This window comes from Micromonospora sp. NPDC085948 (genome assembly GCF_040686315.1).
Taxonomy (GTDB): domain Bacteria; phylum Actinomycetota; class Actinomycetes; order Mycobacteriales; family Micromonosporaceae; genus Micromonospora.
Map to the genome: position 1 here is coordinate 1 of NZ_JBFBJW010000005.1, position 24135 is coordinate 24135.

The following is a 24135-nucleotide window of genomic DNA, read 5'->3' on the forward strand; positions in this document are numbered from 1 at the left end:
CGGCGTGGGCGGCGATCGGACCGGCGAACACACCACCGGCGAACGCCAGACCAGCAACGGACAGGACACTCTTACGCATGATCGTGTTCATGGGGTAGCTCCTTCGGGGGTAGGAAACACCCCGACCGCCAAAAGGGGGGAACGGCGGCAGGGTGTGAGCACCTCGTCCGGCGCTGCACGTTCACAAGGGGGAAGTCTGAGGGGTGACACCCTGTCGGGCGTCGGCGTCGGCGACCTGCCGAGCGGAGGCTCGGGGCGCCGGGGTCCAGATGTAACGACCGGCGGGCCAGGGTCATTCCGGGGGGCGGCCCATCCATCGGCACCCACGTGAAGGCGGTGCCCGCGGTCGTTCGTGGGGACTACAACGACCCGACCGGGTCCCGCATTCCCACCCCCGGAGGCGGGGGCGGCGGGGCGGTGGTCCTGCGATCGTCAGGGTATGTAACGACGCCGCCCCGGCCAGCATTCCGGCCCACCGGTGCGCCCGACCACAGCCAGATACCACCCATAAGCGGACATTCAACCCGAGCATGTCCGGCGCACCCGACCGAACGCCCCACTTAGCGATGATCAGCCAGGAATCGGCCAAACCGCGGCCAAGGGATATGAAGCCCAACGTTGAGCATCTTGTACGCCGGAGGGTGCGAGACGGCACCGATCGCGGCGGGCTGGGTCAGCGCGCGTTCGAGGTCCACGAACCGCTTCGGTACAGAGTGCCGCGCCCACCCGGATCAGGCACTCCGAGGACCGCCTCGTCACTCGCGGGGGCACCGGGACCGGCCGGTTCGGGGTTGCGGGCGGCACGGCGGGCGCGCAGCACGCGGGACCCGACGAACCAGGCGGCCACCGCCACGCAAACCACGATCACCACTTTCTGGAGTGTGCTCGCGTACCCCTCGACGAGGTGCCAGTTGTCGCCGAGCAGATAACCGGCGAGGACGAATGTGGTGTTCCAGATCAGGCTGCCCAGCGTGGTGTAGAGCAGGAACGTGCCCACCGGCATGCGCTCCACCCCGGCCGGGATGGAGATCAGGCTCCGGAAGATCGGGATCATCCGGCCGAAGAAGACCGCCTTGACACCGTGCCGGAGGAACCACGCCTCGGTCCGGTCCACGTCGCTGAGCTTCACCAGCGGCAGCCGGGCCACGATGGCGCGCATCCGGTCGCGGCCCAGCGCTGCGCCGACCAGGTAGAGCGCCAGCGCGCCCACCGCCGAGCCCAGCGTGGTCCAGAAGATCGCACCGACCAGACTCATCCGGCCCTGCGCCGCGACGAACCCGGCCAGCGGCAGGATCACCTCGCTGGGGATCGGCGGGAACAGGTTCTCCAGCGCCACCGCCAGACCGGCGCCCGGCCCACCGAGTCGTTCCACCAGGTCACTGACGTAACCGACGAGGCCGCCCTGCGGTGGTTCCGCTGCGGCGGTGGGGGTTCCGGTGGCGAGCAGGGCGTGGGACGTTCGAATCATGCGCCCACCGTACGAAGTAAACCTGAGAGCCGACCATGCGGTTGACCGCCCGGCTGCGCGAATCGACCACACCGGTGGAGGTGGGGAAAACCGCACCCCGCTGCGGCTCGCGGTGGCGCAGCCGCTGTGCGTACCCCTGGATGTCGCGCAGAACGCGCGGACGCACGCCGCCGCGGTCCGCGCGGCGGATGCCCGGGTGGTGGTCTTTCCCGAACTGTCCCTGACGGGGTACGAGTTGGAGGCGCCGGTCATGCCGGTCGACGACCCGCGGTTGGCGCCTCTGGTCGAGGCGTGCGCCGAGACGGGCACGTTGGCCCTGGCCGGCGCACCGGTCGCCGGCGACCACATCGCGGTGCTGGCGGTGACCGGCGCCGGGGTGACACTGGCGTACCGGAAGATGTGCCTGGGTGCCGCCGAGGCCCGCCGGTTCCGGCCGGGCGACGCGCCGGCCGTGCTCGATGTGGACGGCTGGCGGGTGGGGTTGGCGGTCTGCAAGGACACCGGCGTCACCGCGCACGCGGAGCGGACCGCGGCGCTCGGGATCGACGTCTACGCGGCGGGTGTCGCGGAGTCCGCACGCGACGCCGCCGTGATGGACCAGCGGGCGCACCGGATCGCCACCGCGCATCGGGTCTGGGTGGCGGTGGCGAGTTTCGCCGGCTCGACCGGCGGTGGTTTCACCGAGGCGGCCGGACGGTCCGGGGTGTGGACGCCGGAGGGCGAGGTCGTCGCGCGCGCGGGCACCGAGCCGGGAGAGTCGGTCGGCGCGAGCCTCGGTTGAACGGGCCGCCGACGTCGGACCCACCGCCTACCGTGGGGGCCACGTCATCGACACGAGGAGGCCCCATGGGCGAGGCCGTGATGACCGGCACGGTCCGCTCGGCGGACGGCACCAGCATCGCGTACGAGCGCAGCGGCACCGGCCCGCCGGTGATCCTGGTGGACGCGGCGGGCGGATTCCGCGAAATGGGTCCGATGAGGTCACTGGCCGCTCACCTGGCCAAGGAGTTCACCGTGCTGACCTATGACCGGCGGGGCCGGGGGCAGAGCACCGACACCTCGCCGTATGCCCCGCAGCGGGAGGTCGAGGATCTGCGGGCTCTGATCGACGACGCGGCCGGCGGGTCTGCCGCCCTGTACGGCTTCTCCTCCGGCGCGGTGCTGGCGTTGCTCGCCGCGACCGGTGGCCTGCCGGTCACCCGGCTGGCCGTGCTGGAGCCGCCGTTCGAGCAGCGGGAGCAGTCGCCCGACGAGCCGGACCTGGCCGCGGACATCACCAGGTTGGTAGCCGACGGGCGGCGCGGCGACGCGGTGCTGCACTTCCAGCGCAGCATCGGAGTGCCGGCGGAGATGATCGACGGCATGCGCGAGAGGCCGGGTTGGCCGGCCCTGCAAGCCCTGGCACACACTCTGGTCTACGACCTCACCCTGCTCACGGCCCTGCCGGCCGGGGCACTGACCACGCTCACGATCCCGACGATGGTGCTCGACAGTGAGCAGAGCGACGCACGGCTGCGCGGCTGGGCGCGAGGGGTGGCCGAGATGCTGCCCGCCGGGCGGCACCGCACGCTGCCCGGTGAGTGGCACGGCGTTTCGGACGAGGTGCTGGCGCCGGTGCTTGCAGAGCACTTCGCCGGCCGCCCCGACTGAACGACGACCGGTGTCGTACGCCTCGGGCAGGATCAGCTGATGAGCACCGTCCCCTCCCGCCTGTCCGTGGTCACGCTGGGAGCACGTGACATCGGCGCGCTGCGGTCCTTCTACCGGTCCCTGGGGTGGCCCGAGCTGCCGGCCAGCGACGACGGCTGGGCGGCCTTCCTGCTCGGTGGCGTCCTGTTCGCGCTCTTCCCGTTGCCAGAGCTGGCCGCCGAGGCGGCGCCGGACGTGCCCGATCCGGCGGGAGGTTGGTCCGGCGTCACCCTGGCGTGCAACGTCGACAGCCGCGACGAGGTCGACACGGCCTTCGCCGCGGCCGTCGAGGCGGGTGCGACGGTGGTGGCGGCGCCGACCGGCCGGCCCTGGGGTGGGCGCTCCGGTTACATCGCCGACCCGGAGGGCAACCGCTGGGAGATTGCCTGGGCGGGCACGGCCCGCTTCGACGAGCGTGGTGCTCTTCTCTCCTTTGGCTGAGTGGCTGTGTTTGCGCCTCGACCCTGACCTTGGAATGCTCCGCGGGTGACTTCCTTACCGGAGACCTTCGCCGACGATGTCATCGACCAGCCGGCGCGGACGCAGATCGAGACGTTCATCGACGAGCATCGCCGAGCGCTCAACGGCTGTCTGGACGGGCTGACCGAGGAGCAGGCGCGCCGCTCGCTGGTGCCGTCCCGGACCACGCTGCTGGGCCTGGTGAAGCACGCCACCGTCGTGGAGAAGGTCTGGTTCGACGAGGCCATCACGTGCCGGTCCCGCGCCGAGATCGGCATCCCCGCCACACCGGACGAGTCGTTCATCCTCGACGACGACGACACGATCGCATCGATCCAGCGCGCACACCGCGAGGCGTGCGTTGCCTCCCGCCGCGCGACGTCCTCGCTGGGCCTGGACGACATCCTGCGCGGCAACCGGCGCGGTCCGCTGCCGTTGCGCTGGGTGTACCTGCACGTGCTGCGCGAGCTGGCCCAGCACTGCGGGCACGCCGACATCCTGCGCGAGCAACTCCTGGCCGAGGAGTAGTACGGGCGGTCAGCCGGCGTCCAACACCTCCCGCAACCGTGCCGCGAACTCCTCCGGCTTGCCCGCGTAGCCGAACTCGCCACCGAGGAAGCCGCCGTGGTGACTCGGGAACACCACGGCCTCCTGGCCGAGCAGAGCCGCCAGGGCGAGGGCCGTCCGCGCGGTGTACGTGCCGGCCGACTCCTCGCCGACGGCGACCACGATCCGGGTCGGCGCCGAGGTGAGCCGGCTCGCGTCGGGACGATAGTCGCTGATCGCCCAGGACAGGTCCGACAGCAGCGGGTCGTCGCGGCTGCCGTCGTCCTCGGTGGACAGTCCGAACATCGCCGGATCGGGGGCGGACTGGGCGAAGTAGGCGTCGGTGAACTCGCCCTGCCACGACGTCATCGCGATGAAAGCGGCCATGCCCGCACCGGCGCCCTTCGTCTGGTACGCCTGGTAGAAGTCGGCCCGAGCGCGTTCGGCAGCCGAGGCGTCGGGGAGCACCGCGTTGATCGGCGGCTCGTGCGCCACCAGTGTGACGACGTCGCCCGGGTAGGCCGCGACGAGTTCGAGGGCCGTCACCGCACCGCCGCTGCTGGCGAACAGGTCGACCGGACCGGCGCCGAGCACCTCGATCAGGTGGTGCAGGTCGGCCGCCTGCTGCTGCGGTGTGTGGTCGGTGCGGCCGTCCGTGCGGACGCTGCGGCCGAGGCCGCGCGGGTCGTAGGTGACGACGGTACGGTCCGTGAAGTGCGGGGCGAGCGCGGTGAAGCCCTCCGCCGTCATCGGTTGACCGATCATGAGCAGCACGGGGTGCCCGCCGGACGGCGGCAGCGGACCGCGGACGTCGTAGACCAGGTCGACGCCGGGCACGGCGAGGGTGTGTGTCTGCGTTGTCGTCATGCCGGTGAGACTACGGCCGGCGCAAACCGGTGGGCGAGTACGCCGTGCCGGCGCGTCCTGGAGGACATCCAGGGCACGCGCCTCCCCCGGCACGGCGGTGCTGGATCACGCCTTGGCCCACCCGCCGGTGTCAGCGAAGCGGCGCAGCGTCCACCGGGCCGGCGGCCAACCGCCGGGGTCGTGATCGGTGGTCCATTCGGTGATCGAGGCCGGGGCGACGTCCAGGTCGAACGCCCGGAAGATCGGCTGCGCGGCGAGCGCGTGGAAAGCGCCCTCGACGGTCTCGCTGTGGCCGACCAGCACCACGGTGCCGCCCCGGTGTCGATGCGCGATCTCCATGATCGCGCGGCTGACCCGGACCACCAGTTCGGCCCAGCTCTCGTTGCCTTCCTCGAACGGCCGGAACACACCCCCACCGGCCACCGCGTGTTCGGTGCGGAAGCGGGCGGTCGGCAGACCGTCGGCGTACGGGGGTGTGTGCCAGGTGCACAGACCGCAGTCGGCCACCGGTCGGACGCCGAGCGCCGCGCCGATGGGTTGCGCGGTCTCGACGGCTCGGCGCAGGACGGACGAGTAGACCGCCACCGGTCCGTCGGCAGCAACGTCACGGGTGAGCCTGTTGGCGAGGTCGTGTGCCTGCTCGTGGCCGAGGGCGGTGAGGCCCCGGCAGCCACGCGGCCCGCCCACGATTCCTTCGACCTGGTGAAGCGACTCGCCGTGTCGCACGAAGATCAGACGTGTCCGCATCGGCACATCATGCCAGCGGGTTCGTCAGCGGTATCAGTCGTCCGTACGGCCCATGGAGAAGCTGCTGGCCCGGGTCAGCAGCGCGTCCAGTTGGGCGCCCGTCTGCGCTGGCAGCCGGTCGCGTTCCACCAGCTCGGAGAGGTGTTCGCGCAGTTCGGCGACCCGCTTGGCCCGGTCCCTGGTGCGCCGGTTCAGGTCGTCGAGGTCGTCGCGCAGATCGTCGGCGGTCCTGGGGTCGACGTCGCCGCGGGCGACCGCCCCGGCGAGGACGGCGGCGAACTCGCTTGTCACCTCCCGAAAGCTGACCGGCACCTGCCCGGTGGTCGGGGGCGCGGTGCTGGCGCTGGGTCGGGGCGAGGAGGGTGCCGCCGGTGACGGCGAGTGCGTCGTGGGTGCGGGCTTCGGAGCGGAGGACGACGGCGGGGCGGCGGCCACCTGGGGCGAGGTGGGCGCACTCGGAGTGCCCCACGGACCCTCGGCGAGCAGGGCACCGACGCCGACCAGCACGGCGAGGCCGGCGGCGACCAGCACGACGAGGGGCCGACGCGACCGGCGGCGGGCCGGGGCGGCGGCGACCGGGGCAGGGCGGGCCGCCGAGCGGTCGATCAGGGTGGGAGGGTGCGCCACCGGCCGGACGCGCAGCAGTTCGGTGGGCGGCTCGACCGGCTGGCCGGCGCCGAAGCGGCGCGCCAGGTGCGCGGCACTCGGCCGGTCGGCGGGGTTGGCGGCCAGGCAGGCGAGGGTCAGCTCGGCGATGTCGGCGGGCAGGCCGGACACCCGCAGCGGCGGCACCGGAGTGCCGCGTCGGTGCACCTCGAGGGCGTCCTCCCAGCTCTGCACGGGCAGCGGCGCCTGGCCGGTGAGGGTGCGGTAGAGCAGCGCCCCGAGGGCGTACACGTCGCTGGCCGGATCGGGCGGGCCGGCGGTCAGCCGCTCCGGGGCGAAGTAGGCGGGGGTGCCCATCAACGGCTCGCCGGACTGGCCGTCGAGCCCGCCGAGCGCGGCGATACCGAAGTCGAGCACCTTGGCCCCGGTGTCCGTGAGCATCACGTTGCCCGGCTTGACGTCGCGGTGCACGACACCGATGCGGTGCGCGGCGGCGAGCGCGGCGGCGATCTGCCCGGCCACCCGGACCGCCTCCGGCCAGGGCAGCGGCCCGCCCCGCAGGCGGTCGGCCAGGTTGTGACCGTCAACGAGTTCCATCACCAGGTACGGGACCACGACACCGCCGGCCAGTGTCGCCTCGGCGTAGTCGTACACCTGGGTCACGTGTGGGTGGGTCAGCCGGGCGGCCGCGCGGGCCTCGCGTTGGATGGTGGCCCGCAGTTGCGGGTCGGCGGCGAGTTGCCCGGCAAGGACCTTGATCGCGACCGGTCGGCCGAGCACGTCGTCGTCGGCCCGCCACACCTCGGACATGCCACCGAGCCCGATCCGCTCGTGCAGCACGTAGCGGTCGTGGAGACGGAGGGTGGGCGTGAAAGGTGACATGGCCTCACCAGTCTGCCTGGCCGAGCCTCACTCGACCACCCTCCGTGCCCGGACCCACACTGTTCGTCCCGTGCGTACCGGAATGAGTTTCGGTCGGGTCAGGAGCAGCGCGGCGCGGCGGGCAGCGGTCGCGGCTGGATGCGGTCGGCGAGCCGGCGCAGGGCGACGGCGACGACGTGCCGGGTCGGGGCGAGCACGGCCGGACGGACGCGTTCGACCTGGACCGGGGCATCCGGTCGGGCCGAGTTGACGTGCCGGTTCATGGCGTCGAGCGCGGTGACGTATCCGGTGGGAAGTTCCATGGTCAACTCCTCGGGACAGGTCCGGTGGAGGTCCGGACGACGAGTGCGGTGGGCAACAACACATGGCCGGCCGCGGCGTCCGCGGGCGGGTCGAGCAGGAGTTCGGCGGCGATCCGGCCCTTCTCCTCGGCGGGCTGCCGGACCGTGGTGAGGCCAGCGGCGGCGGCCTCGGGGACATCGTCGAAACCGGTCACCGAGACGGGCGAGCGGGTGCCGTCCGGCCGCTGCTCCAGGGCGTCCAGCACACCGAGGGCCAGCACGTCCGAGCCGGCCAGCACGGCGGTCGGCGGCGTCGGTGAGTCGAACAGGCTGGCGACGGCGGCGGCTGCCGCCTGGCGGCTGTTGCCCGGGGCGTTGACCAGGGTCAGCTCGGCCCACTCGACGCCGACCTCGGCGAACGCGTCGGCGAATCCGGCGAGCCGGCCCCGGGTGGTGGGGTGCCCCACCTCGTGCACGCCGGTCAGGCGCAGCGGGCCGGCGGGGGCGTCGGGGACGACGGAATCGGCGAGCAGCGCCACCCGGCGATGGCCGAGGCCGGCCACGTGTGCGGCGACGCCATGCGCCGCGGCACGCTCGTCGATGCCGACGAACCGCTCGTCCGGGCCGGCGTCGTCGCGGGCGGCGGTGCTGACGTACGGCAGTCCGCGGGCGCGGATCACGTCCAACGCCCATTCCTCGTCGGCCACGCAGTAGACGCAGAATCCGTCGACCGCGGCGTTCTCCACCGCCCGCCGGGCGTCGGTCACGGCCGGCGGCAGCGGCACCAGCAGCATGCTGGTGCCGTGCCGCTCGGCGGCCACGCCGACCCCGGCGAGGAAGCGGACCGCGAACGGGTCGGTGAAGGCGTACGACAGGTGCGAGGTGAACAGCACGCCGATCGACCCGACGAAGCCCCGGCGCAGGGACCGGGCGGTGGGGTTGGGGCCGGGGTAGCCGAGTTGCCGGGCGGCGTCCAGGATCCGCTCGCGCAGGGTGGCGGAGAGCTGGTCGGGGCGGCTGTAGGCGTTGGACACGGTGCTGCGCGAGACGCCCACGGCGTCGGCCACGGCTTGCAGGGTCGGCTTCACCGGCACCTCTCTGTATCGATCCAGTCTGTATCGATACAGAGACTAGCTCGACCAGTCGGCGTCGGTCAATACATGGATGCGACTCGGAGGTCGGCGGTGCCTCTCAGGGCTGCCGCTGATGTCCTGCCGCCACGTCGCTCAGCGGCAGCCGTCCGGCCAGCCGCAGGGTTGAGCCAGCCGGGTCAGGACAGGCGGGCGACCGCGCCCAACACGCTCACCTCGACGGGCGAGGGACGGGGCGGCGGTTCGCTCTCCGCCCGCCACTCGGCGACCGAGGTGATGCCCGGCTCGACCATGTCGAGATCGGCGAAGAAGCGGGCGAACTCGTCACGGCCGCGTAGGTTGATCAGCCCGTGCGGGCCACCTTCTCGGGCCTTCGCCCGGAAGTCCGCGGCGACCGCCGGCGGAAGGTAGTCGTGGGTGCCGTGCGAGGCGGCCAGGTAGCTGCCGGCCGGCAGCGCGTCGAGCAACTGCCGCACCAACGCGTACGGCTCGTCCTCGTCGGGCAGGAAGTGCAGGACCGCGACCAGCATGAGCGCGACCGGCTGGGACAGGTCGATGGTGCGGCTCAACTCCGGGTGCGCGAGGATCCGCTGCGGGTCGCGCAGGTCGGCGTCGATGTAGGCGGTGGCGCCCGCCGTCGAGCTGCTCAACAGCGCGCGGGCGTGGGCCAGCACGATCGGGTCGTTGTCCACGTAGACCACCCGGGTTTCCGGAGCGATGGCCTGGGCGACCTCGTGGGTGTTGTTGGCGGTCGGGATGCCGGTGCCGATGTCGAGGAACTGCCGGATGCCCGCCTCACGGGCCAGGTATCCCACCGCCCGCTGCAGGAAGCGGCGGTTTTCCAGGGCCGCGGTGCGGACGGTCGGAAAGGCGGCGGTTATCGCGTCGCCGGACTCCCGGTCGGCCTGGAAGTTGTCCTTGCCGCCCAGCCAGTAGTTGTAGCGGCGGGCCGGGTGCGGCACCGAGGTGTCGATCCGGTCGCTCGGCGACCCGGCCGTCGTGCCCGCAGCATCTGTCGTGCCCGCAGCATCTGTGGTCAAGGCAGCCCCCGCATGATCTGTCCACTGTCGCCGTTCGTCGACCATGGTAGTGCCAGGGCGGGTGGCCCCGTGGCCCCGCTCGACGATCAGGCGGGATAGAGGTCGTCCAGCAGTTGGCCGAGAATCTCCGCCGTACGCTCGGGTGGCTCGGCCTCGACACAGAGCCGTTCCATGGCCACCGCGTAGTAGTCCAGGTCGTCGCGTTTGTCGAGGTAGATCGCGCTGGTCAGTTGTTCGATGTAGACGATGTCGGGCAGCTCCTGGTCACCGAAGCGCAGGATGGTGAAGGCGCCCCCGGCGGCGGCGTGACCCCCTGCGGCGAACGGGATGACCTGGAGCCGGATGTTCGGTGACTTGGTCGCCTCGATGAGGGCGGTGAGCTGGGCGCGCATGACCTCGGGGCCACCGATCGGCCGACGCAGCGCCGCCTCGTCCACCACGGCCCAGAACTGTGGCGGGCTCTCCCGGTGCAGCAACTGCTGACGCTGCATCCGCAGGGCGACGCGTCGGTCGATCTCGCCCGGCCCGGCCGTGCCGTGTCCGAGCAGCACGACCGCCCTGGCGTACTCCCGGGTCTGCAGGAGGCCGGGCACGAACTGCACCTCGTAGCTGCGGATCAGTGCGGCCGCGGCCTCCAGGCCGAGGTACGACTGGAACCAGGTCGGCAACACGTCGCCGTAGCGGTGCCACCAGCCGGGGCTGTTGGCGTCCCGCGCGAGCTTGAGCAGGGCGTCACGCTCGTGTTCCTCCGTGACGCCGTACAGCGTCAGCAGGTCGGAGACGTCACGCTCCTTGAAACCGACCCGGCCCAGCTCCATACGGCTGATCTTGGATTCGGAGGAGCGGATCTCCCAGCCGGCGCCCTCCCGGGTCACCCCGCTGGACTCCCGCAGGCGGCGCAACTGGGCGCCGAGCAGCATCCGGAGCACCGTCGGCCCGGTCGTCGGACCACCCTCGGCAGGAACCATCGTCACGTGCAGACCTCCGGACACCAACCCGTGATGGCCAGACACCCCAGCCCGGCCGACGAGTAAGCATGCCATGGACCGACAGTGAGGTGAACTCATCCGGACCGGTGTTTCGGTCCCGTCGCCGGGACGCTCCCACTGGCGAACGGTCAGTTGATGAGGTGGTCGAAGTCGCCGTCGCGCGCGCCGAGCACGAAGGCGGTGATCTCGTCCACCGTGTAGATCAGTGCCGGCCCCTCGGGATGCCGCGAGTTGCGGACCGCGATGCCCGCCCCTTCGGGCAGTTCGGCGAGTTCGACACAGTTGCCGCTGGGGTTGCTGCGGCGGCTCTTCTGCCAGCTCAACGGAGGCAACTGGTGGATCGGTACGCCATTGGGTGGCTGCTGCATGGAGGCGTCTTTCTGCTCACGAGCCCGCCGGTGGCCGTGGGAGGAGCGGTGACGGCGAGAGGGGTGTCATATCGACGGTGGACGGTCATGCACGTGCATCTGCTATTGCATCTGCACCGGACGGCGAGCATGATAACGCACGTGACCGGTGGCCATCCGTTCACTTTGAGTTACCCCCACAGGGGCAACCATCAGGCAAAACGTGGCCCCGACGCGGCACGCCGCGTCGACCGAGGCAGGAGGCGGTCGAGGCGATGGGAGGGATCGTGCCCGATCCGATGAGTGTCGCGTCCGGCATCTGTGCCGCTGGTGCGCTGCTCTCCTCCTGGCAACTACGCCGGCGGGCGTTGCGCGCCGAGACCGAGATCGGGCACCTCCACGCCGAGCTGGCCGCCGAACGGCACGCCGCGAGTCACGACCCCCTCACCGGGCTGCCCAACCGCCGCGCCTTCTACCGCCTCGCGGCCACCCTGCTCACCGACGCGGCCGGCGAGCCGTTGATCGCCGTGGTCCTCGACCTGAACGACTTCAAACAGATCAACGACCAGTACGGGCACGCCGCCGGCGACCAGGTGCTGATCAGCGTGGCGGAGCGGCTCGCCGGCTTCGCCGGGGACAACCTCGTCGCCCGCCTCGGCGGCGACGAGTTCGCCGGGCTGCTCTCCACTCCCACCGTCGACCGGCGCTGGATCGAGCACGCCACCCGCCGCCTCAGTGAGACAGTCGCCGCGCCGATCCGGCTGAGCGGATGCAGCGTCCGGGTCACCGCGTCCGTCGGGCTCGCCCCGGTGACCGGACCGGCCCAGCTCACCGACGCGCTCAGCCGTGCCGACGCGCTCATGTACCAGGCGAAGAGCCTCGGCGGCGCCCGGTCGCCCCGACAACTGGTGGAGAGCGCCGCGTGGTCAGGCGTCGGTCCAGCGCGGCGTACGGCTCGGTGGCGCGAGGTCACGCATCGCCGCGTCGGCGAGGGTGACCAGGCCGACCGGTGACACCAGCCCCCGCACGATCACCGCGGCTCGATCCCGCTCGGCCGGGTCGGCGCCCGGGTCCAACGCCTGGCGGGTCCAGTCGCTGAGGTCGTCGAGCGCGCGGACCGCGAGGAACCACGCCAGGCGAGCCGGGTCGATGTCCGCCGGACCGTAACCGGCGAGCACGGCCCTCTGCTGCCCGGGAGTGACCGGCGCGAAGGCGAGCACCCCACCCCGGACGAACATCAGGTCACACTCGGGCGGCGCGAGCACGGCGTCGTCCCAGTCGATCAGCCACACCTGCCCGTCCGCGCCGAGCAACAGGTTGCCCAGGTGCGGGTCGCCGTGACAGACGACCGGCGCGGGGCGATCGCGCAGGTCGGCAGCCATGCGCTCCACCCCGCCGGTCAGTGTGCGCACCCGGTCGGCCACCGTGGACCACACCGCCGCGAGGTCGGCGAGCACCGGACCGGCGGTGTCGGACCGGTCCGGGTCGCGCAGCCGCTCGGCCATCGCGCGGGTCGCGGCGACGATCGAGGGGTACGCCGCTCCGCCCGGCGGCAGCAGCCGGCTCAGCTCGTCGGTCACCGGCACCGCGTGCACGGCCGCCAGCACCTCGCCGTACGCGTACCAGTGCGCCTCGGTCATCGCCCCGTCGAGCGCCCGCTGGTCGGAGACCCACGGCACCACCGAGAGGCGGTGACCGCCGTGGTCGACGGACAGCTGTCCGTCGTGGGTGCGCAGCGGCGCGGCGATGCCCGGCACGCCCTGTCGGGCCAGGTACGCCGTCACGGCCAGACCGGCCGCGGTGCCGCCGCCGCTCAGCTTGACCGCGTACCGAGCGCCGTCGACGGTGGACGCCAGCCACAGTCGGGCGCGCTCGTCCGCGCCGTGGGTCACCTGCTCCATCGTGGACAGTGGCAGGCCGAAGGCGGCCCGGACCTGCTCGGCCACCTGCCGCGGGACGTCCTCGGTCATGCGGACAGCATGCCAGCCCTCCCGGTCCACCGATGTGTGCCGGCCGCGCCCACGTTCAGCGCAGGGTGGCCAGGTGCCGGTCCAGCGCGGCGTACGACTCGGCGGCGCCCTTCGACATGCCGGAGTCGACCACGCCGTCGCGCTCCTTCGTGGTGTCGTACCGAACGGTGACGGTGACGGTGGTGCGTCCCTCGTGCTCGGTGAAGACCAGTGTCTCCACCGCCACGTGGCCGGGCATGCCCTCGAACTCGAAGGTCTGCACGATCCGCTCCGGCACGACGATCTCCCGGAACTCACCGCGGAAGGCGTAGTCGTTTCCGTCCGTGGCGTGCTCGACGTAGCGGTAGTGCCCGCCCGCGCGGAAGTCGATGTCGACATCCAGCGGGTTGCCCCGTCCCCACCACTGCGTCAGGTGCTCGGCCTGGGTGTGCGCGGCGTAGACCACCTCGCGCGGGGCGTCGAAGGACCGGGTGAGGGTGACCTCCCGGTCGGACGGCAGGTCGACCGTCAGGTCAGGGAGCGTGCTCATGGCGGGTCTCCTTCAGGTCGCGGAGGTAGGTGTCCAGGGTGTCGTAACGGTCGTCCCAGAGCCGGCGGTACTGGTCGAGCCACTCGGCGAGCGTCCGCAGCGGCGCCGGGTCCAGCCGGCAGCGACGCCACTGTGCCTCGCGGGTCCGCACGATCAGGCCCGCCCGCTCCAACACGGCGAGGTGCTTGGAGACCGCCTGGACGCTGATCGGGAACGGTGCCGCCAGTTCGTTGACCGTCGCCGCACCGGTCGCCAGCCGGGCCAGGATGGCGCGGCGGGTCGGGTCGGCGAGCGCGGCGAACACGGCGTCGACAGGATCTGCTGTCATCTGTCGCTTTCCACCAGAGAGTTAATCAACCTGCCGGTTGAATATACAGCTCAGCGACCTCCCGTCAATGGTTTCGCCGCCTGGTGCGAGAGGAATGTCGGGGCCACTGTCCGGGTATGGGACAGCCACATCCCCGCCGACCACCCGGAGGAACCGACGTGGCGACCATTCGCGCCCTCGTGCTCAACTGCACCCTCAAGCCCTCACCGGCGCCGTCGAGCTCCGAGCAACTCGGTCGGGAGGTGCTCGCCGAGTTGGCCGCACAGGGCGTCGAGGGCGAACTCGTCCGGGTCGTCGACCACGGCGTGCGCTTCGGGGTGTCCACGGACGAGGGCAGCGGCGACGGCTGGCCGGCGATCCGCGCCAAGCTGCTGGCCGCCCAGGTGCTCATCATCGCCACGCCGATCTGGCTCGGTCAGCCGGCCAGCGTCTGCAAGATGGTCCTCGAACGCCTGGACGCCGAGCTGTCCGAGACCGACGCCGAGGGTCGGCTCCTCACCTACGGCAAGGTTGCCGGCGTCGCCGTCGTCGGCAACGAGGATGGTGCGCACCACACCATCGGCCAGGTGCAGCAGGCGCTCAACGAGGTCGGGTTCACCCTCGCCGCCGCCGCCGCGACCTACTGGGTGGGCGAGGCACTGCACACGGTGGACTACCGCGACGTCGGCCCCAAGCCCGACACGACCGGTCGTACCACGAAGGCCCTGGCGCTCAACACCGCACACCTGGCCCGGCTGCTCGCCGACCAGCCGTACCCGCCGCCGGACGCGCGGGGCGCGGCGGTCGGGCCGAGCCGCGAGCAGGCATGAGCACCGGGTGCGTCACTCCCGGGCCGCCTCGACAGGGGCAGCCCGCCGGGCGCGCGGTCAGCGCCAGCCGTAGCCGGCGCGCAGCGCCTGCCCGACCCGGTCGAACCGGGGCCGATCCAACACGGCGCCCTCGCGGCGGATGCTGTCCTCGCGCATGGTGAGCACCCGGTCCAGGCGGACCCAGCTCGGCCGGTTGTCCCGGTCCCACTCACCCGGCCCGAGCGCGAACCAGTGCCGCTGCCCGTCCCGCTCGCTCTGACTGGACAGCATCAGCCCGAACAACGTCCGGCTGTGCCGTCCGACGACGAGCACCGGCCGGTCCTTGCCCTGCCGGGGGTCGTCCTCGTACGGCACCCACGTCCAGACGATCTCGCCCGGGTCGGCCTGACCGTCCCGCTCCGGGGCGTAGGTCAGCTCCCGCCGTTGCAGGGCGCTCACCTGACGGCGGCGGGCCACCTGCGCGGGTGCCGGCCCGGTACGTCGGGGCGACGGGAGCACCGCGCCCACCCGGGAGATACGAGCCGCGACATTCCTCAACAGACCAGCCACGGCGGGCAGCCTACCCGCCACCGCACCAGCCACCGGCGTGGGAGTTGCTGCGGCAGACTGGGCCGATGAGTGCCATACCCGACGACCTGCCGATCCTCGAACGGCGTGCGGTACGGGTGGTGGTCATCGACCACGCTGACCGGGTGTTGCTGTTCCACACCCACGACCCGGACCATCCCCGGCTGGGCACCTGGTGGGAGCTGCCGGGCGGCGGCATGGACCCCGGAGAGGCCTACCGCGACACGGCCGTGCGCGAGCTGCGCGAGGAGACCGGCATCGTGGTCGCCGCCGACCAGGTGGGCGCGCCGATCTGGCGTCGGCGGGCAAGCTTCCTGCACCGTCAGGTGCGCCACGTGCAGGACGAGGTGGTCGTCACGGTACGACTCGCAGGCCCCGGCCCGGACGTGGACGAGGCGCACCGCCTCGACTACGAGCGCGAGGACTACTTCGACTTCCGCTGGTGGCCGCTGCCGGAGGTGGTGGCCAGCCCGGAGCGGTTCTACCCCGGGCAACTCCCCCGGCTGATCACGCCCTTCCTGGCCGGCGAGGAGATCGACGAGCCGTTCGAGTTGTGGTCGTGAGCCGGGCCGGCGGGCAGAGTGGGGGCATGACGACCGATCTGCACGGGCCACTCGCCGCGTACGCCGCGCGGTTGCACGCCACGATCGGCGACCGGCACCACGTCGCCTCCCCGCTCGGCGCCTGGCTGCTGCTCGCGGTCTGCGCCACCGCGGCCGACTCCGACCCGGCCGCCGAGGACCTGGTCCGTGCTCTGGGCACCGACCTGGCCAGCGCGGCGGAGGTCGCCCGAACGCTCCTGGACGCGCCGCATCCGCTTGTCGCCTCCGCCACCGCGCTCTGGCACCGGGCGGGCCAGGGCGGCGGCGGGTCGCCTGGTTGGCGGGCCACGCTGCCCGCGACGACCGAGGTCGGCGCGCTGCCCGACCAGGCCGGGTTGGACGCCTGGGCGCGCGAGCACACCGACGGCCTGATCGACACGTTCCCCCTGAAGGTCGGCCCGGACGTGGTCTTCGCCCTGGCCAGCGCGCTGGCCACCCGCATCTCCTGGGCGACTCCGTTCGACCGCGCCGACGCCCGCGCGCTCGGTGCCGGCAGCGCCTGGGCGCGCCGGCTACGCCAGGTGCTGCGCAGTCCGAGCCAGGGCCACCGGTGCGCCATCGTGTCCGGCACACGGGTCGGTGACGTGATCGTGCACGCCGCACCGGCCCCGAGCAGCGACGGTGCGGGGCTGGTCGTCCTGTCGGTGGCCGCCGCACCGCAGGTGCCGCCCGCCGAGGTGTTGGCCGTTGCGTACGACCTCAGCGCCGGTGCGGCCGACGGCACGCCACCGGCCGGTGGCCGATCGCTGTTCGACCTGCCGCTGGGCGAGACCCCACTGTGGATCCTGACGGAGGAACGGGTCCGGACCCGGGCCCGCGACGGCCGCGAGGAGCGGCACACCGCGGTGCTCCCCTGCTGGTCGGCCCGCAGCGAGCACGACCTGACCGCTCCGGCGCTGGGTTTTCCGGCGGCCACGGTGGCGCTGGCGAAGGCGCTGGACCAACCGGTGCGGGGCTTCGAGGCACGACAGACGGCGCTGGCCCGCTACGGCCGGTACGGGTTCGAGGCAGCCGCGGTGACCGGGATGTTCGGGGTGGTCAGCCTGCCGCCGGAGGGCGTGGCCCGCACCGCGGAGTTACGCTTCGGCCACCCGTACGCCGTGGTGGCCGTGGCCAGCGACGCCCGGCCGGACGGGACCGCCGGGCCGTGGCACGGGGTGCCGGTGTTCTCCGCCTGGATCACCGACCCGGAGGAGCTGTCCGACTCCGCGACGTGAGCCTCGCGATCAGACGCGCGGTCCGAGGAACAGGCCGCCACTCGCGTCGATGACCTGACCGGTGATCCAGCGCGCCCGGTCGGAAGCGAGGAACGCGACCACCTCGGCGACGTCGTCGGGCTCGCCCAGGCGGTCGAGCGCGGTCGTCCCACGGATGAGGTCGGTCAGGCCCGGCGTGTCGAAGACCGACCCGTTGGTCGCCGTCCGGGTGGCGCCGGGAGCGACCGCGTTCACCGTGATGCCCCGGACACCGACCTGGTTGGCCAGGGTCATGCTCATCGTCTCGACCGCGCCCTTCGTCATGGCGAAGGAGGTCTGCGCGGGGTTGGCCATCCGGGTCGCCACGGACGAGATCGTGATTATGCGGCCGCCGTCGCGCAGCAGCGACAGCGCCCGCTGGGTGATGAAGTACGGCGCTCGCACGTTCACCGCGAAGAGGTGGTCGAACTCCGCCCGCGAGGTGACACCGAGCGGACCGGCCGGCGCGGTCGCCGCGTTGTTGACGAGGATGTCGAGTGGTCGCCCGGCCAGACCGGCCTCGACCCCCGCGAAGAGCGTCTCGACGTCGTCGTCCACCCCCAACTCCGCGCGGACGGCGAGCGCGGTGCCGCCGGCACGTCCGATCTCGTCGACCGTCGCCGTCGCACCGTCCTGGTCGGTGCCGAAGTGCACGAAGACCATCGCCCCCCGCGCCGCCAGCAGTGCCGCGATCGCCTGGCCGATGCCGCGCGATGCCCCGGTCACGAGAGCCGTCCGACCGGTCAGATCACCCATGTCGCCACCTCAGATCTGGTAGTCGCCACCAATCTGGTAGTGACTATCACCAAGGTAGTGTCTAACACGTGCCCGACCAACGTTCAAGACTGCGAGACCAACGACGAGCTGACACGCAGCGCGCGATCCAGGTGCAGGCGGTACGGCTGTTCAGCGAGCGCGGCTACGACGCCACGACCGTGCACGACGTCGCCGAGGCCGCAGGGGTCTCCCCGATGACCGTCTACCGGCACTTCCCCACGAAGGAGGACCTCGTCCTCCTCGATGATCGCGGCCAACTCGTCGCCGAACGGATCGCCGCGGCACCGGCCGCCCAGCCTCTGGTCCGGCGCATCGGCGGCGCCCTCATCGAATCGGCCGCGGCGTTGACCGGTGGGAGCCACCGGGACTTCCTGCTGGCCCGACTCCGCCTCATGATCTCCACTCCGGCGCTGCGGGCAAAACACCTGGACAACCAGTACGCCCTCCAGCAGGCCATCGTCGCCGCCGTCGGGGACGGTGCCGCCGACCCCGACGCGGCGTTCCGGGTCCAGGCGGCGGCGAGCGCCTGTCTCGCCGCCCTGCACACGGCGGTGGTGCGCTGGGCCGAGGACGACGGACGAACCGATCTGCCCGCACTGATCTCGACGGCACTCACCGCCGCCTTCGGCGACGACGTCGGGGGGCGCGCCGACCCATCGCACGGACGGCCCGACGACCAGTTCGAGACAGGGGCCTGATCATCCCGCGCTGACCGAGTTTTCGCCTTCCTCCGCCGCCTTGCGTACCGCGTCGTTGGCCGAGGTCGGGTCGTAGCCGGTGGCGCGCAGCAGGTCGCTGGCGGCAGTACGCAACTGGGTCACCACCGCGTCGCCGAACTCGTCGACCCCCAGCGCGCGGGCGCGGCCAGCCTTGTAGACGGCCTCGCGTACCGCGTGGCGGGTCTTCTCGGTGGGACGCCCAGCGCGATGCTCGCGGCGCAGCAGCTCGACCGAGTCGGCGAACCGTCCGATGCCGGCGGGCAGGTCGGGGGGTACCGGCTCGTTGTACTGCAACGCCATCGCCGATCGGCGCGCAACTCCCCGGCTGTGCTCGATGACGCGTTCCACGTGCTGACTGGCGCTGGCGAACCGCTCCACATCCTGCCGGCGCAGCCAGCGGGCAGGGGCGAGGCTCACCACCTCCTCGGCGCCGCTGAGGGCCTCGTGCATCCGGTCCAGGGCCGGGCCCATCCCGCGCAGCGCGTCCAGGGCCCGAACGGCCCGTTGCTGGTCGCCGGTGGCCAGCGCCGCGGACACCTCCCGCAGTTGACCGGCGAGCCGCTGGTAGATCGGGGCCGCGTCCCGATCGAGGATGCGCATCGGGTTCAGCGGCACCAGCAACGCGACCACCACGAGGCCCACGGCGCCGCCGACCATCGCCTCGACGATCCGCGGCCATTCCAGGTCGTGCTGAGCCGGAGCCAGTGTCGCCAGCAGCACCGCCGTACCGCCGGCCTGGCCAACGGCCGCTCCGCTGCGCCCGAACAGCACGAGCGTGGCGAGGACCGCGCACCCGACGACGAATCCGGTCTGCCAGAACCCGGTGCCCAGGAAGCTCAGCAGGAGGTCGGTGGTGGCGATGCCGAGGCCCACTCCGACCAGCAGTTCGATGGTCCGGTGTGCACGTTGGCCAAGCGCGGCCACAATCGTGCCCACGGCGGCGGACGGGGCGAAGATCGGCGCCGGGTTGCCCAGCAGATCGTGCCCGATAGACCAGGCCAGAGCCGCGGCGAGTCCCGCCTGCACCGAGATCACCAGGGCGGCTTCCAGTTGACTCAGCCGCAGCCGACCCGCCCGGCCACCTCGACCACGGACCCGGGCAGCGGCGACCCTGACCCGTTCCCCCACACGATCGCGCCGTGGGCGGACGTCGTGCCGGCGGCGGCCATCGGGATCCACCGAGCACTCGTACCACGCGGCGGCCCGGCCGGTCCGGACATTCCCGACACCGGCGGCGCTGGCGGAGCCGTGATCGACTCGGGTTACCGGAAGCCGGGGTGTCCCGGTCGCCGCGATACCCCGACTTCAAGGAACGCGAGTGGATCTCGCCGCACCGGACCGGCCGGGCGGCGGTCCCGTTCAGGGCCGGGAGGGGTCGGACGCGAGTCCGCCTTCACCACCGCGTGGCAGTCGCGCCACCAGTTGCCGGAACTCCCGGACGGTCATCGCCGACCGCAACGTGCCGAAGACGGCGCCGGTGCCCGCTCGGGCGGTGGCCGGGTCCACCCCGGCGCGCTCACCCACCCGGCGCAGGAACTCCACCGGACCGGCGTCCGGCGGCGCAACCGCGGCGGTCCCACCGACATCCAGGCCCACCCCGGTGTCCAACCCGTCCACGCCACCATCCGGTCCGCCGAGCCCGGCCGGATCCAGGACAGGGCCGACCGTCCCCGCCGGGTCCGGGGCCGGGCCGGTCAGGTAGCCGTCGACCTCGTTCGGCAGGTGCCCGACGAGGTCGTCGGTCGCGCCGCCGGTCACCCGCTCGGCCAACGTCTGGAGTACGGCGCGGGCGAGGGCGGCGGCCTGCTCGGGCGGCAGGCCGGACCGGCGGGACACCGCGTCGGTGAAGTACGGGAACCCGTCGGGGTCGGTCACGTCCGGGCGGTTACCCCCGGCCGGCCGGGACAAACGGCGCCGTCAGCGGAGGAGGCCCTCCGCCAGCAGGTGGTCGAAGATGAGGTGGTCGACCGGCGAGGTGCGGTGCCGGTCGACGTAGCCGAGCCAGGCCATCTCGGCGATCTCGCTGGCCGGCCTCAGCTGTCCCTGGTAACCGGCCCGGTAGCAGGTCATCCGCACGGTGACACCACCCGCGTGCCCGTGCGCCTGAGCGGTGAAGGTACCCAGGTGCACCGCGTGGCGCACGTCCACCTCGACGCTCAACTCCTCGTCGATCTCCCGGCGCAGGGTCTCCAGGTCGCTCTCTCCCGGTTCCCGCTTGCCGCCCGGCAGGTACCAGACGTCCTTGCCCGCCGACCGGGTGCTCAGTACCCGCCCGTCCTCGATGAGGATCCAGGCCACCTTGTCGATCTCGCGCACGCCACCCCTCCCGGTCGAAGATCGGGCACGCTACCAGCAGGTGGCCGCCGTGCGATCACTCGGCCAGCAGGTCGAGCAGCAGCGCGGCGGTCCAGCTGAACGCCGGCGAGCCCAGCCCGGCGCCGGTGTCCGGGTGGAAGTACTCGTGGCAGCCCGCCCCGCCGACCAGGTCGATCATCGAGCGACGCAGCCCGGCGGCCAGCTCCGGGTGCCCGTGCGCGAGCAGCCCGCGCCGGACCAGCCAGCCGATGTTCAGCCAACTCGGCCCGCGCCAGTAGCGCAGGGGCTCGAAGTCACGCGCGGTGCGGTCGTAGGTGGGCAACGGCCGGTCCATGCGCTGGGCAACCCCGAACCGCGCCGACCGGGCCTCGACGACCAACGCGTCGGCCTGCCGCGCGGGCAGGTCCGGCAGGATCAGCGGCGTCAACCCGAGCACGGTACGGGCGCCGACCAACCGGTCGGTGCGCAGGTCACGGGGCTGGAACGTCCCGGTGCCGTGGTCGTAGAGCCGTCGGAGCAGCGCCTCGGTGATCTGGGCCGCGCGGGACCGGTGCGGCCCCGGGTCGGCGCCGACGAGCACGGCGATCTCGGCGAGGGCATGCTCGGCGGACCCGAACGCCGCGTTGAACAGCGGGCACTCCACCAGGAACGGGTGGTCGTCGGCCAGCCGGCGGTCGGCGTACCCGTGGTCCCGGTAGGCCGCGACGATCGCCAGGTAGCGCGCGTAGTCCAGGTCCGTGGGGCGGTGCGCGGCGTCGGCGTGCGCGGTGTCGTGCCGACGGTACGCCCGCATGACGGCCGCCTCCGCCGTGACCGCGGCCATTGGCTCGTCCCAGGCCGGGCTGTTGTCCAACCCGGACTCCCACGGGTGCACGATGCAGACCAGCCCGTCACCGGCCACGTCCCGTCGCGTCGCCAGGTAACGCTGTTGGGCGACAAGCGCGGGATAGAGCCGGCGCAGCGCGGCCAGGCCGGTGGGGTCGGGCGCCCGCTGGTACGTCAGCCACGCCGCGAGCGCGTGCACCGGTGGCTGGACCAGACCGGAGGTGTCCACGGTGGGGGTGCCCTCGACACTCACCGAGCGCCACAGCTCCGGGCCGGGGAAGTAGGTGCCGACCCGCATCGCCGGGTTGAACACGATGTGCGGCACCCTCCCGTCGACCCACTGCGCCCGGAAGAGGCTCGTCAGCTCCCGCCAGGCGCGCTCGGGGCGCACCTGGGCCAGCCCGATCGCGATGAACGCGGAATCCCAGCTCCACTGGTGCGGGTAGAGGGTGCGTGAGGGCACGGTGTGGTCCCGTTCCCAGTTGGCGTCGAGGGTGTCGACGGCGAGTTGGCGCAGCCCGGCGACGTCGGCCGGCCCACCGGTGCGGGCGGGGTCGGCATCGGCCGTCACACCTCCGGCGGTCACGCGGCGGCCTCGCGGGGCAGCGCGTGTCGCAGGACCGTCGCGGCCTGTTGCAGGGCACGGACCGGGTCGCCGCGCAGCCGACACTCCAACGCCAGCCAGCCCCGGTAGTCCAGCTCCAGCAGGGTCCGCACCAGTGCCGGCCAGTCCAGGTGCCCGGCACCGGGCTGGAACCTGTTCGAGTCGCTGACCTGCACGTGCCCGAGGTACGGCGCGGCGCCCCGCAGCGCGCGGTGCATGTCGTCCTCCTCGATGTTCATGTGGAAGGTGTCGGCGACCACCCGGACCGACGGCATCCCGACGGCGGCGCAGAGCGCGACCGCCTCGTCGAGACGGTTGACCATGTGGTCCTCGTACCGGTTGAGGGGTTCGAGGAAGAGGGTGACCCCCTCGGCCCTGGCGTGCTCGCCCAACTGGCCGAGGGTGTCGAGGAGGACCTGCCGGTCGCCGGCGCGCGGACGCGGTGGCTCGAACGGTGGCAGCCGTCGGGAGAACATCCCCCAGGCCGCCGGGGTCATCACCCCGACGCCGCCCAGCTCGGCGATCACCGAGAGCTGCGAGCGCAGGTTACGGACGGCGTCGGCGGAACGGGCCGGGTCGAAGTCGCCGATGAAGTGATCCATCTCGACGCAGACGGTGGGCAGCACGACCCCGTCGGCGCGGGCCCGGCGCAGCTCCGGCAGCCGGTGGGCGAACGCGAGGTCTCCGCGTCCGCGTAGCTCGATGCCCTGGTAACCGAGGGCGGTCGCGAGTGCGAACTTCTGGGTCAGGTCGGTGCCCGGCAGGAGTTGTTCCTGACAGGCCAGCGCGATGGCGGTCATCTAGAACCTCAGCACCACTTGGAGGACGTCACCGGCGCCGCGATCGAGCAGCGCGAGGGCGTCGGCGACGGCGCTGGCGTCGACGATGTGGCTGACCAGCGGCATCGGGTCGAGGCTGTGCTCAGCCACCAGATCCATGAAGGTCTGCGCGACCCGGTCACCGGTCCACCGGCCGGCCATGCTCGGCGCGGGGGTGGGACCGGAGACCTGGGCGGCCACCAACTGGATGCGGTTGTGGTGGAACTCCTCGCCGAGGCCGAGCGCGTCGGCCTGGCCCTGGTAGAACCCGGCGGCCACCACCCGGCCGGCGTGCGCGGTGGACCGGATCGCCTCGTGCAACGCCGGGTACGCGCCGGACAACTCCAGGCAGACGTCCGCGCCCCGACCGTCGGTGGCCAGACGTAGCACTGCCGCCGCGGATTCGGTGCGGGCGTCCACCGTGGATCGCGCCCCGTAGTCGGTGGCGTGTGTCAGCCGGCTGGGCACCGGGTCGACGGCCACCACCCGGGCGCCGGAGAGCACGGCGAGTCGGGTGGCGAGCAGCCCGATGACTCCCTGCCCGAAGACGCCGACCCAGTCGCCGAGGTGCAGGTCACCGGCGAGTACGGCGGTCAGCGCGATGGCGCCGGGCCGGGCGAAGACGGCGGCGAGCGGGTCCAGCCCGGTGGGGAGTGGACGGACCGCGCCGGCGGCGAGCACCGCCTCGGCCCGGTGACCCCAGATGCCCCACACGAGTTGCCCCGGGCGCCGGTCGGTGACCTCCGGGGCGACCTCGACGATCTCGCCGACCTCTTCGTAGCCGAAGCCGATCAGCGGGTAGGGAACCGGGGTCTGCCGGGGGACGAACATCCGGGCGGTGTCGTCCCAGTCCTTGCTGAGCCGGGGATTGCTGCCCCGGTAGAGGGTCAGCTCGGTGCCGGCGGAGATGCCCGAGTAGCGGGTGCGGACCCGGACCTGACCGGGGCCGAGCGGATCTGGTGGGCAGGGCTCGAGGCTGATCCGTCGAGGCCCGGCGAGTGAGACGACCCAGTTGCCCATGTGT

At 72.6% G+C, this 24135-nt stretch carries 28 protein-coding genes and 1 pseudogene; 9 read left to right on the forward strand and 20 right to left on the reverse strand.

Going from position 1 to position 24135, the window contains the following annotated elements:
* Positions 1–673: 673 nt before the first annotated feature.
* On the reverse strand, positions 674–1468 hold the full coding sequence (locus AB0O48_RS15195) for a DedA family protein (RefSeq protein ID WP_357239469.1): 795 nt from the start codon (positions 1466–1468) through the stop codon (positions 674–676).
* Between the two features lie 100 nt (positions 1469–1568).
* Between AB0O48_RS15195 and AB0O48_RS15200 the strand changes: the two genes are divergently transcribed.
* The 4 genes from AB0O48_RS15200 (at position 1569) to AB0O48_RS15215 (ending at position 4144) form a co-directional block, all read left to right on the forward strand.
* Complete coding sequence (locus AB0O48_RS15200) at positions 1569–2249, forward strand: carbon-nitrogen hydrolase family protein (RefSeq protein ID WP_365066676.1); 681 nt, start codon at positions 1569–1571, stop codon at positions 2247–2249.
* A 65-nt stretch (positions 2250–2314) separates the two neighbouring features.
* On the forward strand, positions 2315–3118 hold the full coding sequence (locus tag AB0O48_RS15205; protein WP_365065947.1) for an alpha/beta hydrolase: 804 nt from the start codon (positions 2315–2317) through the stop codon (positions 3116–3118).
* Positions 3119–3157: 39 nt separating this feature from the next.
* A complete protein-coding gene (locus AB0O48_RS15210; RefSeq protein ID WP_357570264.1) occupies positions 3158–3598 on the forward strand; it encodes a VOC family protein in 441 nt (146 codons plus the stop codon).
* A 45-nt stretch (positions 3599–3643) separates the two neighbouring features.
* Positions 3644–4144, forward strand: coding sequence for a DinB family protein (locus tag AB0O48_RS15215; RefSeq protein WP_357239480.1), 501 nt, complete (start codon positions 3644–3646; stop codon positions 4142–4144).
* Positions 4145–4153: 9 nt separating this feature from the next.
* Here AB0O48_RS15215 and AB0O48_RS15220 read toward each other — a convergent pair whose 3' ends face one another.
* From AB0O48_RS15220 to AB0O48_RS15255, 8 genes are all read right to left on the reverse strand, one after another.
* Positions 4154–5029 (reverse strand): alpha/beta hydrolase, encoded by an 876-nt coding sequence (locus tag AB0O48_RS15220; RefSeq protein ID WP_365065952.1) that lies wholly within the window; start codon positions 5027–5029, stop codon positions 4154–4156.
* Positions 5030–5134: 105 nt separating this feature from the next.
* Positions 5135–5776: a histidine phosphatase family protein gene (locus tag AB0O48_RS15225; RefSeq protein WP_365065955.1), complete on the reverse strand. Its 642-nt coding sequence runs from the start codon at positions 5774–5776 to the stop codon at positions 5135–5137.
* Between the two features lie 33 nt (positions 5777–5809).
* The gene (locus AB0O48_RS15230) at positions 5810–7264 is read right to left on the reverse strand and encodes a serine/threonine-protein kinase (RefSeq protein WP_357239489.1); all 1455 of its coding nucleotides are present in this window, start codon (positions 7262–7264) and stop codon (positions 5810–5812) included.
* Between the two features lie 98 nt (positions 7265–7362).
* Positions 7363–7566: a hypothetical protein gene (locus AB0O48_RS15235; RefSeq protein ID WP_357239492.1), complete on the reverse strand. Its 204-nt coding sequence runs from the start codon at positions 7564–7566 to the stop codon at positions 7363–7365.
* A gap of 2 nt (positions 7567–7568) precedes the next feature.
* Complete coding sequence (locus tag AB0O48_RS15240; RefSeq protein WP_365065958.1) at positions 7569–8633, reverse strand: LacI family DNA-binding transcriptional regulator; 1065 nt, start codon at positions 8631–8633, stop codon at positions 7569–7571.
* A 182-nt stretch (positions 8634–8815) separates the two neighbouring features.
* Positions 8816–9676 carry an SAM-dependent methyltransferase gene (locus tag AB0O48_RS15245; protein ID WP_357239498.1) on the reverse strand — a complete coding sequence of 287 codons (861 nt, stop codon included), beginning with the start codon at positions 9674–9676 and terminating at the stop codon, positions 8816–8818.
* Positions 9677–9762: 86 nt separating this feature from the next.
* Complete coding sequence (locus tag AB0O48_RS15250; RefSeq protein ID WP_357239501.1) at positions 9763–10650, reverse strand: helix-turn-helix transcriptional regulator; 888 nt, start codon at positions 10648–10650, stop codon at positions 9763–9765.
* 143 nt (positions 10651–10793) lie between these two features.
* Positions 10794–11033, reverse strand: a complete 240-nt coding sequence (locus tag AB0O48_RS15255) for a DUF397 domain-containing protein (RefSeq protein ID WP_355031495.1) — start codon at positions 11031–11033, stop codon at positions 10794–10796.
* 266 nt (positions 11034–11299) lie between these two features.
* Here AB0O48_RS15255 and AB0O48_RS15260 point away from each other — a divergent pair.
* A pseudogene (locus AB0O48_RS15260) lies at positions 11300–11932 on the forward strand (GGDEF domain-containing protein); the annotation flags it as partial.
* Positions 11933–11938: 6 nt separating this feature from the next.
* On the opposite strand, the gene AB0O48_RS15265 reads toward AB0O48_RS15260, so the two are convergent.
* The 3 genes from AB0O48_RS15265 to AB0O48_RS15275 are packed head-to-tail and all read right to left on the reverse strand — an operon-like array spanning position 11939 to position 13839.
* A complete protein-coding gene (locus tag AB0O48_RS15265; RefSeq protein WP_365065963.1) occupies positions 11939–12982 on the reverse strand; it encodes a phosphotransferase in 1044 nt (347 codons plus the stop codon).
* Between the two features lie 55 nt (positions 12983–13037).
* Complete coding sequence (locus AB0O48_RS15270) at positions 13038–13511, reverse strand: SRPBCC family protein (protein WP_365065966.1); 474 nt, start codon at positions 13509–13511, stop codon at positions 13038–13040.
* Positions 13495–13839 (reverse strand): metalloregulator ArsR/SmtB family transcription factor, encoded by a 345-nt coding sequence (locus AB0O48_RS15275; RefSeq protein WP_365065969.1) that lies wholly within the window; start codon positions 13837–13839, stop codon positions 13495–13497. The genes AB0O48_RS15270 and AB0O48_RS15275 overlap by 17 nt, the downstream gene beginning before the upstream one ends.
* Positions 13840–13997: 158 nt before the next feature.
* Here AB0O48_RS15275 and AB0O48_RS15280 point away from each other — a divergent pair, with 158 nt between their 5' ends.
* Positions 13998–14648: an NAD(P)H-dependent oxidoreductase gene (locus tag AB0O48_RS15280; RefSeq protein ID WP_357239514.1), complete on the forward strand. Its 651-nt coding sequence runs from the start codon at positions 13998–14000 to the stop codon at positions 14646–14648.
* A 57-nt stretch (positions 14649–14705) separates the two neighbouring features.
* Here the strand turns inward: AB0O48_RS15280 and AB0O48_RS15285 are convergent, their stop codons facing one another.
* Positions 14706–15197, reverse strand: a complete 492-nt coding sequence (locus AB0O48_RS15285) for a type II toxin-antitoxin system PemK/MazF family toxin (protein ID WP_357239517.1) — start codon at positions 15195–15197, stop codon at positions 14706–14708.
* Positions 15198–15262: 65 nt separating this feature from the next.
* Between AB0O48_RS15285 and AB0O48_RS15290 the strand changes: the two genes are divergently transcribed.
* Both AB0O48_RS15290 and AB0O48_RS15295 read left to right on the forward strand, forming a co-directional pair.
* Entirely contained in the window at positions 15263–15778 is a 516-nt protein-coding gene (locus AB0O48_RS15290) for an NUDIX domain-containing protein (protein ID WP_365065973.1), read from the forward strand.
* Positions 15779–15804: 26 nt separating this feature from the next.
* The gene (locus AB0O48_RS15295) at positions 15805–17034 is read left to right on the forward strand and encodes a hypothetical protein (RefSeq protein ID WP_365065976.1); all 1230 of its coding nucleotides are present in this window, start codon (positions 15805–15807) and stop codon (positions 17032–17034) included.
* A gap of 9 nt (positions 17035–17043) precedes the next feature.
* Here the strand turns inward: AB0O48_RS15295 and AB0O48_RS15300 are convergent, their stop codons facing one another.
* A complete protein-coding gene (locus tag AB0O48_RS15300) occupies positions 17044–17808 on the reverse strand; it encodes an SDR family oxidoreductase (RefSeq protein WP_365065978.1) in 765 nt (254 codons plus the stop codon).
* A gap of 68 nt (positions 17809–17876) precedes the next feature.
* Here AB0O48_RS15300 and AB0O48_RS15305 point away from each other — a divergent pair, with 68 nt between their 5' ends.
* On the forward strand, positions 17877–18527 hold the full coding sequence (locus AB0O48_RS15305) for a helix-turn-helix domain-containing protein (protein ID WP_365065981.1): 651 nt from the start codon (positions 17877–17879) through the stop codon (positions 18525–18527).
* On the opposite strand, the gene AB0O48_RS15310 is transcribed toward AB0O48_RS15305, so the two are convergent.
* The 6 genes from AB0O48_RS15310 to AB0O48_RS15335 all read right to left on the reverse strand — a co-directional run bounded on the left by AB0O48_RS15310 (position 18528) and on the right by AB0O48_RS15335 (position 24131).
* Positions 18528–19727 carry an FUSC family protein gene (locus AB0O48_RS15310; RefSeq protein ID WP_357239532.1) on the reverse strand — a complete coding sequence of 400 codons (1200 nt, stop codon included), beginning with the start codon at positions 19725–19727 and terminating at the stop codon, positions 18528–18530.
* Between the two features lie 180 nt (positions 19728–19907).
* Positions 19908–20423, reverse strand: coding sequence for a DUF2267 domain-containing protein (locus AB0O48_RS15315; RefSeq protein ID WP_357239535.1), 516 nt, complete (start codon positions 20421–20423; stop codon positions 19908–19910).
* A gap of 42 nt (positions 20424–20465) precedes the next feature.
* Positions 20466–20864, reverse strand: a complete 399-nt coding sequence (locus tag AB0O48_RS15320; protein WP_357239538.1) for an NUDIX domain-containing protein — start codon at positions 20862–20864, stop codon at positions 20466–20468.
* 55 nt (positions 20865–20919) lie between these two features.
* Complete coding sequence (locus AB0O48_RS15325; protein ID WP_365066679.1) at positions 20920–22206, reverse strand: hypothetical protein; 1287 nt, start codon at positions 22204–22206, stop codon at positions 20920–20922.
* Between the two features lie 65 nt (positions 22207–22271).
* Positions 22272–23093 (reverse strand): sugar phosphate isomerase/epimerase family protein, encoded by an 822-nt coding sequence (locus AB0O48_RS15330; protein WP_357239541.1) that lies wholly within the window; start codon positions 23091–23093, stop codon positions 22272–22274.
* Positions 23094–24131, reverse strand: a complete 1038-nt coding sequence (locus tag AB0O48_RS15335) for a zinc-binding dehydrogenase (protein WP_357239544.1) — start codon at positions 24129–24131, stop codon at positions 23094–23096.
* Positions 24132–24135: the final 4 nt, after the last annotated feature.